General features: G+C 65.7%; 13 protein-coding genes. 9 read left to right on the top strand and 4 right to left on the bottom strand.

The window, feature by feature from the left end; genetic code table 11:
- The first annotated feature begins 10 nt into the window (after window positions 1-10).
- From KBY58_RS00190 to KBY58_RS00175, 4 genes are read left to right on the top strand one after another with little or no spacing between them, the layout of a single operon-like run.
- Window positions 11-331, top strand: a complete 321-nt coding sequence (locus KBY58_RS00190) for a thioredoxin family protein (protein WP_255002173.1) — start codon at window positions 11-13, stop codon at window positions 329-331.
- Window positions 318-1,523 carry an aminotransferase class I/II-fold pyridoxal phosphate-dependent enzyme gene (locus KBY58_RS00185; protein ID WP_255002170.1) on the top strand — a complete coding sequence of 402 codons (1,206 nt, stop codon included), beginning with the start codon at window positions 318-320 and terminating at the stop codon, window positions 1,521-1,523. Before KBY58_RS00190 ends, KBY58_RS00185 begins: the two co-directional genes overlap by 14 nt.
- Complete coding sequence (locus tag KBY58_RS00180; RefSeq protein WP_255002169.1) at window positions 1,520-2,368, top strand: biotin--[acetyl-CoA-carboxylase] ligase; 849 nt, start codon at window positions 1,520-1,522, stop codon at window positions 2,366-2,368. Before KBY58_RS00185 ends, KBY58_RS00180 begins: the two co-directional genes overlap by 4 nt.
- A 9-nt stretch (window positions 2,369-2,377) precedes the next feature.
- The gene (locus tag KBY58_RS00175; RefSeq protein ID WP_409995691.1) at window positions 2,378-3,430 is read left to right on the top strand and encodes a M23 family metallopeptidase; all 1,053 of its coding nucleotides are present in this window, start codon (window positions 2,378-2,380) and stop codon (window positions 3,428-3,430) included.
- Here KBY58_RS00175 and KBY58_RS00170 read toward each other — a convergent pair.
- Both KBY58_RS00170 and KBY58_RS00165 read right to left on the bottom strand, forming a co-directional pair.
- Window positions 3,398-4,090: an ABC transporter ATP-binding protein gene (locus tag KBY58_RS00170; RefSeq protein ID WP_261350018.1), complete on the bottom strand. Its 693-nt coding sequence runs from the start codon at window positions 4,088-4,090 to the stop codon at window positions 3,398-3,400. The two genes, KBY58_RS00175 and KBY58_RS00170, sit on opposite strands and share 33 nt — an antisense overlap.
- Complete coding sequence (locus tag KBY58_RS00165; protein WP_409995693.1) at window positions 4,083-5,630, bottom strand: NAD(P)H-quinone oxidoreductase subunit N; 1,548 nt, start codon at window positions 5,628-5,630, stop codon at window positions 4,083-4,085. Before KBY58_RS00165 ends, KBY58_RS00170 begins: the two co-directional genes overlap by 8 nt.
- A gap of 157 nt (window positions 5,631-5,787) precedes the next feature.
- Between KBY58_RS00165 and topA the strand changes: the two genes are divergently transcribed.
- Genes topA through KBY58_RS00140 form a run of 5 tightly spaced genes read left to right on the top strand, consistent with a single transcriptional unit; the run spans window position 5,788 to window position 11,751 of the window.
- Window positions 5,788-8,526 carry a type I DNA topoisomerase gene (topA, locus tag KBY58_RS00160; protein ID WP_255002167.1) on the top strand — a complete coding sequence of 913 codons (2,739 nt, stop codon included), beginning with the start codon at window positions 5,788-5,790 and terminating at the stop codon, window positions 8,524-8,526.
- A complete protein-coding gene (locus tag KBY58_RS00155) occupies window positions 8,526-8,975 on the top strand; it encodes a hypothetical protein (protein WP_255002166.1) in 450 nt (149 codons plus the stop codon). The genes topA and KBY58_RS00155 overlap by 1 nt, the downstream gene beginning before the upstream one ends.
- Complete coding sequence (locus KBY58_RS00150; protein WP_255002164.1) at window positions 8,975-9,625, top strand: DUF2232 domain-containing protein; 651 nt, start codon at window positions 8,975-8,977, stop codon at window positions 9,623-9,625. Before KBY58_RS00155 ends, KBY58_RS00150 begins: the two co-directional genes overlap by 1 nt.
- 4 nt (window positions 9,626-9,629) lie before the next feature.
- Window positions 9,630-10,739 carry a nicotinate-nucleotide--dimethylbenzimidazole phosphoribosyltransferase gene (locus KBY58_RS00145; protein ID WP_255002163.1) on the top strand — a complete coding sequence of 370 codons (1,110 nt, stop codon included), beginning with the start codon at window positions 9,630-9,632 and terminating at the stop codon, window positions 10,737-10,739.
- A 10-nt stretch (window positions 10,740-10,749) separates the two neighbouring features.
- Window positions 10,750-11,751 carry a twin-arginine translocation pathway signal gene (locus KBY58_RS00140; RefSeq protein WP_255002162.1) on the top strand — a complete coding sequence of 334 codons (1,002 nt, stop codon included), beginning with the start codon at window positions 10,750-10,752 and terminating at the stop codon, window positions 11,749-11,751.
- 13 nt (window positions 11,752-11,764) lie between these two features.
- Here KBY58_RS00140 and KBY58_RS00135 read toward each other — a convergent pair whose 3' ends face one another.
- Together KBY58_RS00135 and KBY58_RS00130 are read right to left on the bottom strand one after the other, a co-directional pair.
- Window positions 11,765-12,841, bottom strand: a complete 1,077-nt coding sequence (locus KBY58_RS00135) for an aldo/keto reductase (RefSeq protein WP_255002280.1) — start codon at window positions 12,839-12,841, stop codon at window positions 11,765-11,767.
- Between the two features lie 85 nt (window positions 12,842-12,926).
- The gene (locus KBY58_RS00130) at window positions 12,927-13,520 is read right to left on the bottom strand and encodes a bifunctional nuclease family protein (protein ID WP_255002160.1); all 594 of its coding nucleotides are present in this window, start codon (window positions 13,518-13,520) and stop codon (window positions 12,927-12,929) included.
- Between the last annotated feature and the right edge of the window lie 41 nt (window positions 13,521-13,561).

Below are 13,561 nucleotides of genomic sequence, written 5' to 3'. Positions count from 1 at the left end.
ACCTAATCCCGTGGCCGTAGCCGAGTTCAACGATGCCAACTTCCAAGCCGAGGTGCTCGAAGCCTCCGGCACGGTGCTGGTTGACGTGTGGGCCACCTGGTGTGGCCCCTGCCGCTTGATGGCGCCATTGATGGACTGGGCAGCCAAGGAGTACGACGGTCGCTTGAAGGTCGGCAAACTCGAGGCCGATGGCAATCCCACCTCAAGAGATGGCCAAAAAATCCAGGGCCTGCCCACCCTGATCCTGTTCAAGGAAGGCGCCGAGGTGGCGCGCCATGAAGGGGCGATGGCCAAGCCCCAGCTAGGCGCTTTCCTGGATGCCCATCTCTGATCGGCTTTCCCGGCTAGGCAGCGGAGTTTTCGCAAGAAACGACCAGGGCAAGGTTCGCTATCGGCAGCGGTTTGCTGGCGCAGCGGGTGAATGCTCGATGGCGCCCCTGTTGGATCTCTCCCTGGGATCGACGGATTTACAGCCCCCAGCCGCTGCCATCGCGGCCATGGAGGCATCCCTGGCCCAACCCAGCAGTGCGGCCTACTGCATGCATGGCGGCACCCTGCCGTTTAGGCAGGCGGTGGCGGCCTGGGCTGGCCGCCGTTTTGGGGTGATTGTGAATCCCCAAACGGAGGTGTTGCTCTTGGTGGGTTCCCAGGAGGGCACGGCCCACCTGCCCCTGGCGGTGCTCAACCCCGGTGATCGGGCCCTGTTGCTCGATCCCTACTACCCATCCCACATGGGGGGCTTGCATTTGGCCTCCGCCGAACCCGTGCTCTTGCCCCTGGAGGCGAGCGCCAGCTGGCGGCCGAATTTTGAGGCGCTCAGCCCCAGCCAGTGGGATGACATTTCCTTGATGGTGCTGGGATTCCCCCACAACCCCACCGCCACCACCGGTGACCAGGCCTGGTTAGATGCCGCCGTGGCCAAGGCCCTCAACCATTCGATCGTGCTGGCCCACGACAACCCCTACGTCGACCTGGCCCTAGATGGCGAGGCCCCGGCCCTTTTGCGCAATCCCCATTGGCGTGAATGCGGCATTGAGTTTTTCTCTTTCTCCAAGAGTTGGTGCCTGGGGGGCTATCGCCTGGCCTTTGCGATCGGGGCGGAATGGTTGATCACGGCCCTGCGCCAACTGAAGGGGGTAGTCGATTTCAACCAATCACTGGCCCTCCAGGCCGGGGCGATTGCTGCCCTGGAGCAGGCTTCTGAGTGGCCCGAACAGTTGAAAGCCACCTATCGGGAGCGGCGCGACCGCATGGCCCAGGCCCTGGAAAGCCATGGCTGGCCCGTGCGGCTGCCATCGATGGCCCTCTACCTGTGGCTGGAGTTGCCTCCCCATGCCAAGCGCCTGGGCTGGAGTTCGGAGGAATTTTGCGCGGCCCTGCTTGAGGCCACTGGAGTGGCAATTACCCCAGGCAATGGCTTTGGCCCGGGCGGTGAGGGTTGGGTGAGGGTTGCCCTCGTCCATCCGGTGGAGGAGTTGGAGGCCGCGGCTGGCCGCATTGGCAGTTGGTTGGCGCGGCTTTGAGCCCCCGGGGTTGGCAAATAAGGCGCCTGGCTGTCTGTGCCAGCACCGAGCTGGAGCTGGCCCGCTGGCTGGCCCAGAGGGATGGGGCAGGCCTGGCCTTGGATTTGCCCCTGGCCCCAGCCTCAGGCTTGAAGGGATTGGCGGTGGTTTCCCGCAGGCAGCGCCACGGCCAGGGCCAGCAGGGCCGCCTTTGGCATTCACCCCCCGGTGGGCTTTGGTTAAGCGCCGCCATGCCCTGGCCCGAGGCGAGTGCCAGTGCCAGCTCAAGTGCCAGTGCCAGTGCCAGCGCAAGTGCAAGTGCCAGTGCATCGGGCCTGGCGCTGGCCGTGGCCGTGAGCCTGGCCGAACCCCTGCTGGAGCTGGGGGTGGCCGTGCAGCTGAAGTGGCCCAACGACCTCCTGGTGGCTGGGCGCAAGTTGGCGGGGATCCTGCCCCGCCTGCGCTGGCGCGGGTCCCAGCTGCGCTGGGCCCAGGTGGGGGTTGGCATCAATGGGGTTAACAGGGTGCCGCCGGGGGCGATTTCCCTGGCCCAGGCCCTCGGTGCCCGACGCTTCCACCCCAAGGCCTGCCCCGGGCGACTGCTGGCACCTGTGCTGGAGGCGATTGCCCGGGCCCCTGGCCTCTGCCTCAACCCCGAACTGCTGCTGGGCCGGGCCGAAGCCCTGCTGCTCCGCCCCAGTGGCGGGCTGTGGCATGGGGGCAACCTCTGGCAGGTGGTGGGATTGGAGAGCTCGGGAGGGCTAATCCTGGAGCGCTCTGGCATTCGCACGACCCTGCAACAGCGCTTTGCCCAAGAACTGCCGGCCCAAGGAGAACCCTCGGCTGCCAGGCGGGCCGATTTTTAGAGTGCGGCCATGAATGGGAACCGTCAGCTGCGTTGGCCCACCGCCCTGGCGGCGCTGATCTGGTCCGTGCCCCTGCTGGGTGCCGGCTGGGCCTGGTCCCAGGCCCTTGAACCTGCCCAGATGCCACCGGCTTCCCTGCCTGAACCCTTGAGGCCTGCCCCGGGCGAGCTGCGCAGCCAACCCCCAGCCCGTTTTGATAGTTCCCTGGATGCCCTGGTGCGTGATGGGGTGGTGACGCCGGCTGAGCGGTCCTTGATTCGCAGTGGCCAGGGCATGGCCCCCTTCAACGTGCCGGCCCATCAGCAGGCCTGCCGCAGTGGCGCCCTTTCCGCCCAGGAGTGCCGCACCGGCCTGGTGCTGCGCTGGGGTGTGCGCTCCGGTAGGCCCGGCATGGGTGCCGATGGCACCGAGCGCTTGGGGGCGGATGGCAGGCCCCTTTCGCCCCTGACCGTGCCGGTGTCGGCCCTGCTTTCTGGGGAGGGGGGCACCTTTCGTTTGGCCGATGTTTTTGGGGTCACCCCTCGCCCGGCACCGATTGGCGGCAATGGCAACCGGCGCCTGCTGTTCCCCCTGGTGGGATCGGCCGCGACCACCAGTGGCTTTGGTTGGCGGCTCCATCCCCTGTTGGGCAATTGGCTGATGCATGCCGGCCGCGACCTGGCGGCCCCTGAGGGAACGCCGGTGGTAGCATCCCTGGCGGGGCGGGTGCTGAGCAGTGGCCTGGCGGGTGGCTATGGCCTGGCCGTTGAGCTGGAGCACGGCAGCCCCCGCCGCCGCACCCTCTATGGCCACCTCAGTGAGCTCTATGTGAAAGCCGGAGACCGGGTGCGCCAGGGCGAGGTGATTGGCCGGGTGGGCAGCACGGGTTTGAGCACGGGGCCCCACCTCCACTTTGAGCTGCGCTTGCCGGGCGATGGAGGCTGGGTTGCTGTGGATCCCGGCGATTTGGATCCCGGCCAGGCCGGAGCGGGCAGTGATGCCATCGCCCTGTTGATGGGGCAGCTGGTTCAGAGCCTGCAGCGGACCCGCTCAGCCGGCGGCAATGCGGCCATCGCGAAATAGCACCACCTTTTGGGCCCGCTCTGCCACCTCGTCTTCATGGGTGACGATCACCACGGTCATGCCGCCTGCATGGAGCTCGCCAAATAGGTCGAGCACCTCGGCGGTGGTGGTGGAATCCAGGGCGCCGGTGGGTTCGTCGGCCAGCAATAGGGATGGGTTGTTGATGATCGCTCGGGCCACCGCCACCCGTTGCTGTTGGCCGCCAGAAAGTTGGTTGGGCTTGTTATCGAGCCGGTGCCCCAGGCCCACCCGCTCGAGGGCCTGCTTTGCCCTTTCGCGCCGCTCCTGGTTGGGCACACCCGCATAGACCATCGGCAAAATCACATTCTCGATGGCACTTAGCTGGGCCAAAAGATGAAATTGTTGAAATACAAAACCCAATTCCCGGTTGCGCAGATCGGCCAATTGATCGTCGTTTAATTGCTCAATTGGGGTGCCACTCAATCGGTAACTGCCGCTGGTGGGACGATCGAGGCAGCCCAGGATGTTCATGGCCGTGCTCTTGCCCGAGCCAGAGGCACCCATCACGGCCAGGTAGTCGCCCCTGTTGACCATCAGGCTGAGTCCGTTAAGGGCCCTTACCTCAGTGTCGCCACTCCCGTAGACCTTGCAAACCTCATTTAGTTCGGCCACCGGTAGGGCCTGGGAATTGTCAGCCAAGGGCTAGGGAAGCTTCGCTGGCGCTGGCGATGGCCTGCTGCAGGATCGGGGTGCCGGTGACGGCATCACTGGCCCAGGTGAATAGGGGGTTGGAAAGAATTCCGCCAACGGCGGTAACAATCACGCAGCCCACCAGGGCGGTGCGCAGGGCCGGTAGGCCGGCCACCGACCAGCTGATTTGGGGATAGGCCTTGACCACGTCGGAAGCTTCCTGGGGCTCTTTCACCACCATCATCTTGATTACGGATATGTAGTAGTAGATCGAAACCACCGAGGTGATCAGGCCCACCACCACCAATAGGTATTGGTGGTCTGCCCAGCCGGCAAAGAAGAGGTAAATCTTGCCGAAAAAGCCCAGCATCGGCGGAATGCCCCCCAGGGAAAGCAGGCAAAGACTCAGCCCCAGGGTGATCAGGGGATCCTTTTGATAGAGCCCGGCGTAATCGGCGATCCGATCACTGCCCGTGCGCAGGGAGAACAGGATGATGCAGGCGAAGGCCCCCAGGTTCATAAATAGGTAGACGGCCATGTAAAGCACCATCGCCGCGAAGCCGTCGGCGGTGCCACAGACCAGGCCAATCATCACGAAGCCGGCTTGACCAATCGAGCTGTAGGCCAGCATCCGCTTCATCGAGGTTTGGGCCAGGGCAACCACGTTCCCCAGCACCATGCTGAGGATCGCGAGCACGGTGAAAAGCAGCTTCCACTGGGCTTCAAAAGGTTCAAAGCAGCCCACCAGGATGCGCAGGGCCAGGGCAAAGCCTGCAGCTTTAGAGCCCACCGAAAGGAATGCCACCACCGGGGTTGGCGAACCCTCGTAGACATCAGGCGTCCACTGGTGGAAGGGCACGGCGGCGATCTTGAAGGCCACGGTGGCCAGCACAAAGACCAGGGCCAGGGCGCTCACCGGTGAAGCACTGGTTTGCAGGGCTAGACCCACGGCCTCCAGGCTGGTTTCACCGCCGGTAAGGCCGTAGAGAAGCGAAGCTCCGTAAAGAAAGACGGCGGCGGCTGCCGAGCCCACCAATAGGTATTTAAGGGCTGCCTCGGAGCTGCGGGCATCCCGCTTCATGTAGCCCGAGAGCAGGTAGCTGGAAACCGAAAGAGTTTCTAGGGAGACAAAAATGCTCACCAGGTCGGTGGCGCCACAGAGGAACATCCCCCCGAGGGTGGCTGCCAACAAAATCGCGGCGTATTCCCCCACCGGTGAGCCGCTGCGCTCCACATAGCGCCAGCTCATCAACAGGGAGATCAAGGTGGAGGCGGCCACCACGGCGCGGAAGGCAATGGCCAGGTTGTCGGCCAGAAATGTGCCCACGAACGATGGGCTTAGGGAGCTGTTCCACTGCAGGGCCAGCAGCACCAGGGCCGAGCCCAGGCCGGCGTAACAAAGGGGTGGTACCCAGCGGGTGGCTGCTTTTTCACCGGCCAGGTCCACCAATAGGCAGGCCAGCAGGGCTATCAATACGGCCGCTTCCGGCGCTATGGCGGAGGCGTTGAGCTGGAGATCGATGCCAACAGTGCCCGCTCCACTGCCGATTGCTTCGGCCACGGACGAGAGGGTGCCGAGCAAAACTGTCACAGCTACTGGGTTAACCAAGGTCTGATGCATCGGACTGTAGCGGCGCTGGCCACCATGTCTGGCAGGCGAACGGTCCCAGGATGCGATAAAGAGGGGAGCGGTTGTAAGCCTGTCTGTGGGTCATACCCTCGTAATTGTTGAAAGCCCTACCAAGGCGCGCACCATCCGGAGCTTCCTGCCAAAGGACTTTCGGGTGGAGGCCTCGATGGGCCACGTGCGGGATTTGCCCAACAACGCCAGCGAGATCCCCGCTGCCTACAAGGGGGAAAAGTGGGCAAATCTCGGCGTCAACACCAACCAGGACTTCGAGCCCCTCTACGTGGTGCCGAAGGACAAGAAAAAGACCGTCAAGGAACTCAAGGACGCCCTGAAGGGCGCCGACAAACTGCTGCTAGCGACTGACGAAGACCGGGAGGGGGAAAGCATTAGTTGGCACCTTCTGCAGCTGCTCAGCCCGAAGGTGCCCGTCAAGCGGATGGTCTTCCACGAGATCACCAAGGAGGCGATTGGCAGGGCCCTAGACCAGACCCGCGAGCTCGACATGGAGCTGGTGCACGCCCAGGAAACGCGGCGGATCCTTGATCGCCTGGTGGGCTACACCCTCTCCCCCCTGCTTTGGAAGAAGGTGGCCTGGGGCCTGTCTGCGGGCCGGGTGCAATCCGTGGCGGTGCGGCTCCTGGTCCAGAGGGAGCGGGCCCGGCGGGCCTTCCGCAGTGGCAGTTATTGGGATCTCAAGGCCCAGCTCCAGCACGGCGGCACCAATTTCGAAGCCAAGCTCAGCCACCTGGCGGGCGAGCGCATCGCCAATGGCTCCGATTTCGACGAGAGCACCGGAGGCCTCAAGGGCTCGGCAACGGTGAAGCTTTTGGCTGAGGCAGAGGCCAGGACCCTGCAGGCCTCGCTGGCCTCCGCCAGTTGGAGCGTGGCTGGGGTTGAGGCCAAGCCCACGGTGCGCAAGCCCGTGCCCCCCTTCACCACCAGCACCCTGCAGCAGGAGGCCAACCGCAAGCTGCGGTTGTCGGCGCGGGAAACCATGCGCACGGCCCAGGGGCTCTACGAGCGGGGCTTCATCACCTACATGCGCACCGATTCGGTGAACCTCTCGGAGCAGGCGCTCCAGGCGGCCCGCAGTTGTGTGGCGGCCATGTATGGCAAGGAGTACCTGAGCCCCAGCCCCCGCCAATTCACCACCAAGGCCCGTAATGCCCAGGAGGCCCACGAGGCGATTCGACCCGCCGGCGAGAGCTTCCGCACCCCCAATGACTCCGGCCTTGATGGCAAGGACCTTGCCCTCTATGAGCTGATCTGGAAGCGCACCGTTGCCAGCCAGATGGCCGAGGCCAGGCTCACCATGCTGAGCGTGGAATTGCAGGCCGATGGCGGCGCCCAGGGCCCCGCCAGCTTCCGGGCCTCCGGTAAGCGGATTGATTTTCCTGGTTTCTTTAGGGCCTACGTGGAGGGCAGCGATGACCCCGATGCGGCCCTTGAAGGCCAGGAGGTGCTGCTGCCTGCCCTGGGCGTGGGAGACAAGCCCAGCTGCAGGGGCGTGGAGGCCCTCGGGCACCAGACCCAGCCACCGGCCCGCTACAGCGAAGCGGCCCTGGTGAAGATGCTGGAAAAGGAGGGGATTGGCCGCCCTTCCACCTACGCCAGCATCATCGGCACGATTGCCGATCGCGGCTACGCCACGCTCCAAAACAATTCCCTTACCCCCAGCTTCACCGCCTTTGCGGTGACGGCCCTGCTGGAGGAGCATTTCCCCGATCTGGTGGACACCAGCTTCACCGCCAGGATGGAATCCAGCCTGGATGAAATTTCCACCGGCAAGGAGCAGTGGCTGCCCTATCTCACCCAGTTTTTCAAAGGTGATAGCGGCCTGGAAACCCAGGTGCAGCAGCGGGAAGGCGACATTGATCCCGGCGTCTCCCGCACCATTGCCCTGGAGGGCCTGCCCTGTGTGGTGCGCATCGGCCGCTTTGGGGCCTACCTGGAGACCAAGCGGGTCGCGGAGGATGGCACCGAGGAACTGCTCAAGGCCACCCTGCCGCAGGAGATCACCCCTGCCGATCTCGACGCCGACAGGGCGGATCTGATCCTCAAGCAAAAGGCCGATGGGCCCGAATCGATAGGTGAAGACCCCGAAACGGGTGAGCAGATCTATCTGTTGTTTGGCCAGTACGGCCCCTATCTGCAGCGCGGCCAGGTCAGCGATGAAAATCCCAAGCCGAAACGGGCTTCCCTGCCTAAGGGGGTGAATCCGGAGGCGATGAACCTTGAGGACGCCCTGGGTTTGCTGCGCCTGCCCCGCCTGCTGGGGGAACATCCCGATGGCGGCAAGATCCAGGCTGGACTGGGGCGTTTTGGCCCCTATGTGATGCACGACAAGGGCAAAGGTGAGAAGGATTACCGCTCGATCAAGGCCGAAGACGATGTGCTGGCCATTGGCCTCAGCAGGGCGGTTGAGCTGCTGGCGATGCCCAAGAAGGGCCGCGGTGGTCGCACGGCCCTCAAGGATTTGGGCACTCCCGAGGGGGGCGATGAAGCCATCCAGCTGTTTGATGGCCCCTACGGCCTCTACGTAAAGCAGGGCAAGGTGAACGCCTCCCTGCCCGAGGGCACCACGGCGGAGACGATCAGCCTGGAGCAGGCGGTGGAATTACTGGCTGCGAAGGCGAGCACCGCCAAGACGAGCCGGGCCAAATCCTCTGCTGCCAAATCCACCACTGCCAAGGCCAAGGCCGCCAAGCCGGCAGCAGCGAAGAAGCCTCCAGCAGCCAAGAAGCCCCCGGCCACCACCAAGACCGGCCGGCTCCGGGCCAGTGCCGTGCGGGTGATCAAGGCGGCCGACCGTTGATGGCTGCCCGACCATTGGCTGTGATCACTGGTCTTTTGCTACTCAGTGGCTGCAGCGGCAGTCGCTTTGGCGAGCAGCTCTCCCGCAGTTTTTCTGCCCCCACCAGCCCAGCCACTCCCACCACACCAGACCTAAAGCCCCCTGGGGCAGCCAAGGAACTGCCCGAAAAGCCCAAGCCTGCTGCCATCCCAACCGCCCCCGCTACCACCGTCAAGCCGCCCTTGCCGGTGCCGGTGAAGGCCAACCTGCCGGCCACTGCGCCGCTGGCCTCTGCGCCGCTGGCCCCCGCCCCCTACCGGGTCACGATCAAGCTGCCCTCCGCCGATCCCTCCGCGCCAGCTGAGATCGTTACCAGGGCCCTGCGCTCAGCAGGGGTGTCTTTTGAGGTTGAAACGATCGAGCGGGTGCGCCCTGGGGCCACTGCGGCTCCGGCTCCTGCGCCGCGCTGATGGCGCCGTCTCGCCAGCTGAACCGCCGCCAGGCCCGCCAGTTGATGGATACGGCCTACCTGTCTGCGGCCATGGCCCTGCTTTGGCTGGCGCTCTACTACCTGCCGGTGGGTAGTCCCCTGTTTCGGCTGGCTCTGCCCCTCCCCTTGGCCCTGCTGCAATTGCGCCATGGCTGGCGCTGTGCCCTGGAGGGTGTGGCGGTCACAGCCCTGTTGTTGTTGGTCTTGATGGGTCCGATCCGCGGACCCCTGGTGCTTTTCCCCTATGGGGCCCTGGCCCTTTGGCTGGGTTGGTGCTGGAACCGGCGCACCAGTTGGTGGTGGAGCTGGGGGATTGGCAGTTTGATCGGCACCGCTGGCTTTCTGGTGCGGGTGGCCGTGCTTTCGGTGCTGGTCGGCGAGAACCTCTGGGTGGTCCTGACTACCGCTGCAGCTGGCTTGTTGGAGAAGTTGGCCGGCTGGTTCGGCCTGGCTGCCTCCGTCGAGTTGGTTCAGGTGCAGGCCATGGCCCTAGCCCTGGTGTGGCTGCAAAACCTGGTGGTGGTGTTTGCTTTGCACGCCGTTGCCTATTGGATTTTTCCAAAGCTGAAGGCGGCGATTCCCGAGCCACCTCGGCTCCTACAGGCCCTGGTGGCCCTCGATTCGCCCTAGTCCGATGGGCGCCAACTGGCCCGCAAGCCGCATCCTGTTGCTACTCGCCGCCACCGACACGGCGGCGGTGGCGGGCATCTCGGCCGCCGGTGCCACCCCGGAGTCGCGGCGGCAAACGGCTGCGGCCGATGCCGAACTGCTCCTGCTGGGCCCCCTGGCGGCCCGGCCCCATGCCCTGCCGCCCCTAGACGCCGGCGTCAGCCCAGCCTTGATAGGCCATGTGGTCTTGAAGGAATTGGATTTGCTGGGCCAACTCGAGGTGATTGACCTGGGCTGTCCGATGGCCCCAGCGATTCCCCACCTGCGACTGCCGGCCCCAGAGGCTGCCGGACCGGCCAGCTGTCTCAGTGGGGGCCAGGCGATGGGGCGGGGCCGGGTGGAGGCCCTGATCGCCCGGGGCAGGGCCTGGGGCTCCAGCCTGGATAGGTCAGGCCAGCCGTTGGAGCGCCCCCTGCTGGTGGCCGAATGTGTGCCCGGTGGCACCACCACTGCCCAGGCGGTGCTTTGCGGCCTGGGGATCGCGGCCGATGGGCTGGTCAGCGGCAGCCTCCATCAGCCGGCCCATGGGCTCAAGGCAAACCTGGTGGCCAGGGGGCTGCAGGCCGCCGGCCTGGCCAATTCCACAGGTGCTTGTCCAGTTGATCCAGTGGCAGTAATGGCGGCAGTGGGCGATCCGATGCAGCCCCTGGCAGCTGGCTTGGTGCTGGGGGCCGTCGCCGAGGGGGTACCCGTGCTGCTGGCGGGGGGTAGTCAAATGGCGGCGGTATTGGCCCTGGCCCTGGCCCTGGCCCCAGGGGATCTGCGGCCCGCCATCGCCCAAGGAGTTGAGGTGGCCACCACCGCCTGGGTGGTCGAGGAAGCAAGCAGCAACCTGGGGCTCCTGCTCGAGCGAATTGGCCAGCACTGGGGCTTGGCCCAAGCCTTGAACCTCCAGGTGGCGGGCCTGCGTTTTGGTGGCTGCAGCTGCCAGGCCCTGCTCGATTATGAGCGGGGTTTTGTCAAAGAGGGTGTGGGGGCTGGCGGCCTGGCCCTGCTTTGGGAGCGCTGTGGCCATGCCCCTGAGACCCTCGCCGCCGCCTGTGATGACCTGGCCCTGAAATGGCTTGGTGCCTAGGGTTTGGGCCATGGGTTTTGATCTTGCGCTTTCCCGTCGCCAACTGCTGCGTCTCGGACTGGGCGCTGGGGTATCCGCTGCCCTGCCGGGGCTGCTGGCTGCCTGTGGAACCAAAGCGCCCCAGCGGCTGTTGGCCGCCGAGGGGGGCTTCCCCCAGGCCTGGTCGCGCCAGTTACCGCAGGGTTGGCAACTGCAGGGCGTGGCCGATCCGGGGCAGATCGACCAGCGGCCGGCGGCCCTTTGGTCGCTCAGTGATGGTTGGGCTGCGGCCATCCCCCGCCAGCGGTTGGAGCCCTTTGCGCTGCCAGGGGCCCTGGCTGATCTGGCCCCCTGGGCCGCCCCAGTCAGCCGCCTTTACAGCCCGGCAGATGGGGCCGTTTACGGCTTCCCTTGGGCCTACAGCCCCTGGGTTTTGCTGCTGCGCAGCCGGCCCGATTTGGTAGCTAGGAGCCAGGAGGGTTGGGACTTGCTGCTCGACCCCAGCCTCAAGGGCAAGTTGGTGCTGCCCTCCAGCCCCCGAGTGGCGATGGCCCTGGTGGGGAATTCCCTTGCCCGGGTGGAAGCGTTGCGGCGTCAGGCCCTGGCCTACGACGAGCGCGATGGCCTCAACCTGCTGCTCAGCGGTGCGGCCGAGGCGGCGGTAACTCCCCTGCAAAGGGTGATCCCCCTGCTGCGCCGGGACCCCAGGTTGGCGGTGATTTGGCCCGCTTCCGGCGCTCCCCTCACCTGGCAGCTGCTGCTCCGCCCCCGGGGTGCAACGCTGCCGCCGGAGGCTTGGCTGAAGCAATTGGGCCAGGCCCCCCTGCTGGAGAAGCTGCTTTTGCAGGGCTGGGTGCCCCCCCTGCCCCTGCCCCAGCTTGGTCAGGCCCTGCTGGGATTCCCAGCAGCGGTGGCCCGTTTGCTGTTGCCCTCAGAGCAACTGCTCGAGCGTTGCTGGAGCTTGCCGCCCCTGGATGCCCAGGCCAGGCTTGATCTGCAGACCATGTGGGATGCGGCTGCCCCACCAGCCTGAAAACCCCGGGCTGCTAATCCCAAAGCCGCCGCCTAGGGGCTGCGGCAAGGCGCCTGTGGGTATCGGCCAGTAGCTCTGGGATGTCGAGCTGCTGGGGGCAGAGGGGTAGGCAGTGGCCACAGCGCTCGCAGGCCTCCGCATTGCGGCTTTCCCACCAGTGGCCGGCCCGCCCGATCAGGTTGTATCGCTCCCCCGCGAAGGCCCCCATGCCATGGCCCACGGCCAGGTTGCGCAGGCGCAGCAGCTCGGGGATCGGCACTCCATTGGGGCAGGGCAGACATGCCTGGCATTGGCCGCAGCGCTCCGCCCCTAGGCGCTCTCGGCCGGCGGCGGTCAGGCGCCCCAGGGCTGCGAGTTGGTCGGCACTCAGCCAGGACCCTTCGGGGCTTTGGATGGCCCTAGCCCAGGCCAAATCGCTCGGCTGGGCCGCCCCCAGGGTGAGGGTGGTGATGCCCTCCGCCAGCAAAAAGCGGTAAGCCAATTCCAGGGGATGGAAGGGGCTGCAGTCGGCCAGCAGCTCCGCGGGTGGATCGAACAGCCTGCCGCCCTTATCGGCTGGCGAAATCGCCATCACCCCAAGGCCGGAGGCCAGGGCTTGGCGGGCAAGGGGCAGCCGGCTTTGGTCGAATAGGTGCAGATGCAGGCTGCAGAACTGGAAGCTGCCACTGGCCAGGGCCGCCCCAATTAAGTCGGCGGAGCCGTGGCTTGAAAAGCCCACCTGCGACACCAGGCCCTCCTGCAGGGCCCAGCGCAGCAGCAGGGCACCATCGCCATTTAGGGCCCATTCCAGGTGCTCCGGCAGGTTTAGGCCATGCACCGCCAGGTTGGTCAGTTGGCCAATCCCCAGCCGGCCCAGGCTGGCGCGCAACTGCTGCTGGCCACTGGCCAGATCACAGCCAGGAAGCACCTTGCTGGTGATCAGCCAGCCGCCATGGGGCTCCGCCTGCTCCCTGCGCAGCTTGGCCAGGGCATCGCCAAGAAAGCTTTCGGCGGGCCCATAGGCGGGGGCCGTTTCCAGGTGGTTAATGCCCGCATCAAGGGCGGCGCGCAGCACGGCCCCCATCTGGTCGGCACTGCCCAGGGCCCGCATCGTGCCCAAGGTGAATGCTGAAACGGCAGCACCGGGCCCAAATTGCCTGAGCGGCCCGGGCTTTGCCCCGATCCCCTCCAGGGCCCTAATCCCCGCCTGTTTCACCTGGTTTCTCCTCAGGGGGGCCATCCTCTGGAATTACATCCGGCTGGGCCCTGCTCAGATGGCGCACCAGATCGGCGGGGGAGGTGCTGTCGAGAAAACGGCGAAAGTCTTCTCGGTCTTCGGCATCGGCCTCGGCATCGACGGGAATCGAGGCATCGGCAACCACCTCCTCCAGCATCCAGATGCTGCTGCCGGTGCGCAGGGCCAGGGCAATGGCATCGCTTGGCCTGGCATCAATTTCAAGGCTTTCCTCTTCGGCCAGGGGCTGGGTGGACTCGCCTTCGGCGGGGGGGCATGGGCTCAGCTTGAGCACGGCCCGAAAGGTGCTCTCCTCAATGGCATGGATGATTACCCGATCCAGTTGCAGCCCGCCCGCCTCGAGCAGGGTGGCCATCAGGTCGTGGCTTAGGGGGCGGGGCGGAGTTTCATCGCCCAGCCCGGCCAGGATGTTTTGGGCCTGGGCCTGGTCGATCCAGATCGGCACCTGGCGGCGGCCGGCCGGATCCCGCAACAGCACGATCGGGCTGCGGCTTGCCGCATCAAGTGCAATCCCGGCGACGCGCATTTCGACCATGGTCTGGCGCTGCCCTTTCCTTGATTATGGCTATCCCTACT

It is taken from the genome of Cyanobium sp. HWJ4-Hawea (genome assembly GCF_024345815.1).
Classification (GTDB): domain Bacteria; phylum Cyanobacteriota; class Cyanobacteriia; order PCC-6307; family Cyanobiaceae; genus Cyanobium_A.
Note: the sequence above shows the minus strand (reverse complement) of the source record. Positions and strands in the feature narration are given on the sequence as shown.

Coding starts and splice junctions, on each gene's coding strand:
- KBY58_RS00185 (WP_255002170.1), top strand. CDS start 318: ATGCCCATCTCTGATCGGCTTTCCCGGCTAGGCAGCGGAGTTTTCGCA.
- KBY58_RS00175 (WP_409995691.1), top strand. CDS start 2,378: ATGAATGGGAACCGTCAGCTGCGTTGGCCCACCGCCCTGGCGGCGCTG.
- KBY58_RS00155 (WP_255002166.1), top strand. CDS start 8,526: ATGGCTGCCCGACCATTGGCTGTGATCACTGGTCTTTTGCTACTCAGT.
- KBY58_RS00150 (WP_255002164.1), top strand. CDS start 8,975: ATGGCGCCGTCTCGCCAGCTGAACCGCCGCCAGGCCCGCCAGTTGATG.
- KBY58_RS00145 (WP_255002163.1), top strand. CDS start 9,630: ATGGGCGCCAACTGGCCCGCAAGCCGCATCCTGTTGCTACTCGCCGCC.
- KBY58_RS00140 (WP_255002162.1), top strand. CDS start 10,750: ATGGGTTTTGATCTTGCGCTTTCCCGTCGCCAACTGCTGCGTCTCGGA.
- KBY58_RS00135 (WP_255002280.1), bottom strand. CDS start 12,841: ATGCGGGCCCTGGGCAGTGCCGACCAGATGGGGGCCGTGCTGCGCGCC.
- KBY58_RS00130 (WP_255002160.1), bottom strand. CDS start 13,520: ATGGTCGAAATGCGCGTCGCCGGGATTGCACTTGATGCGGCAAGCCGC.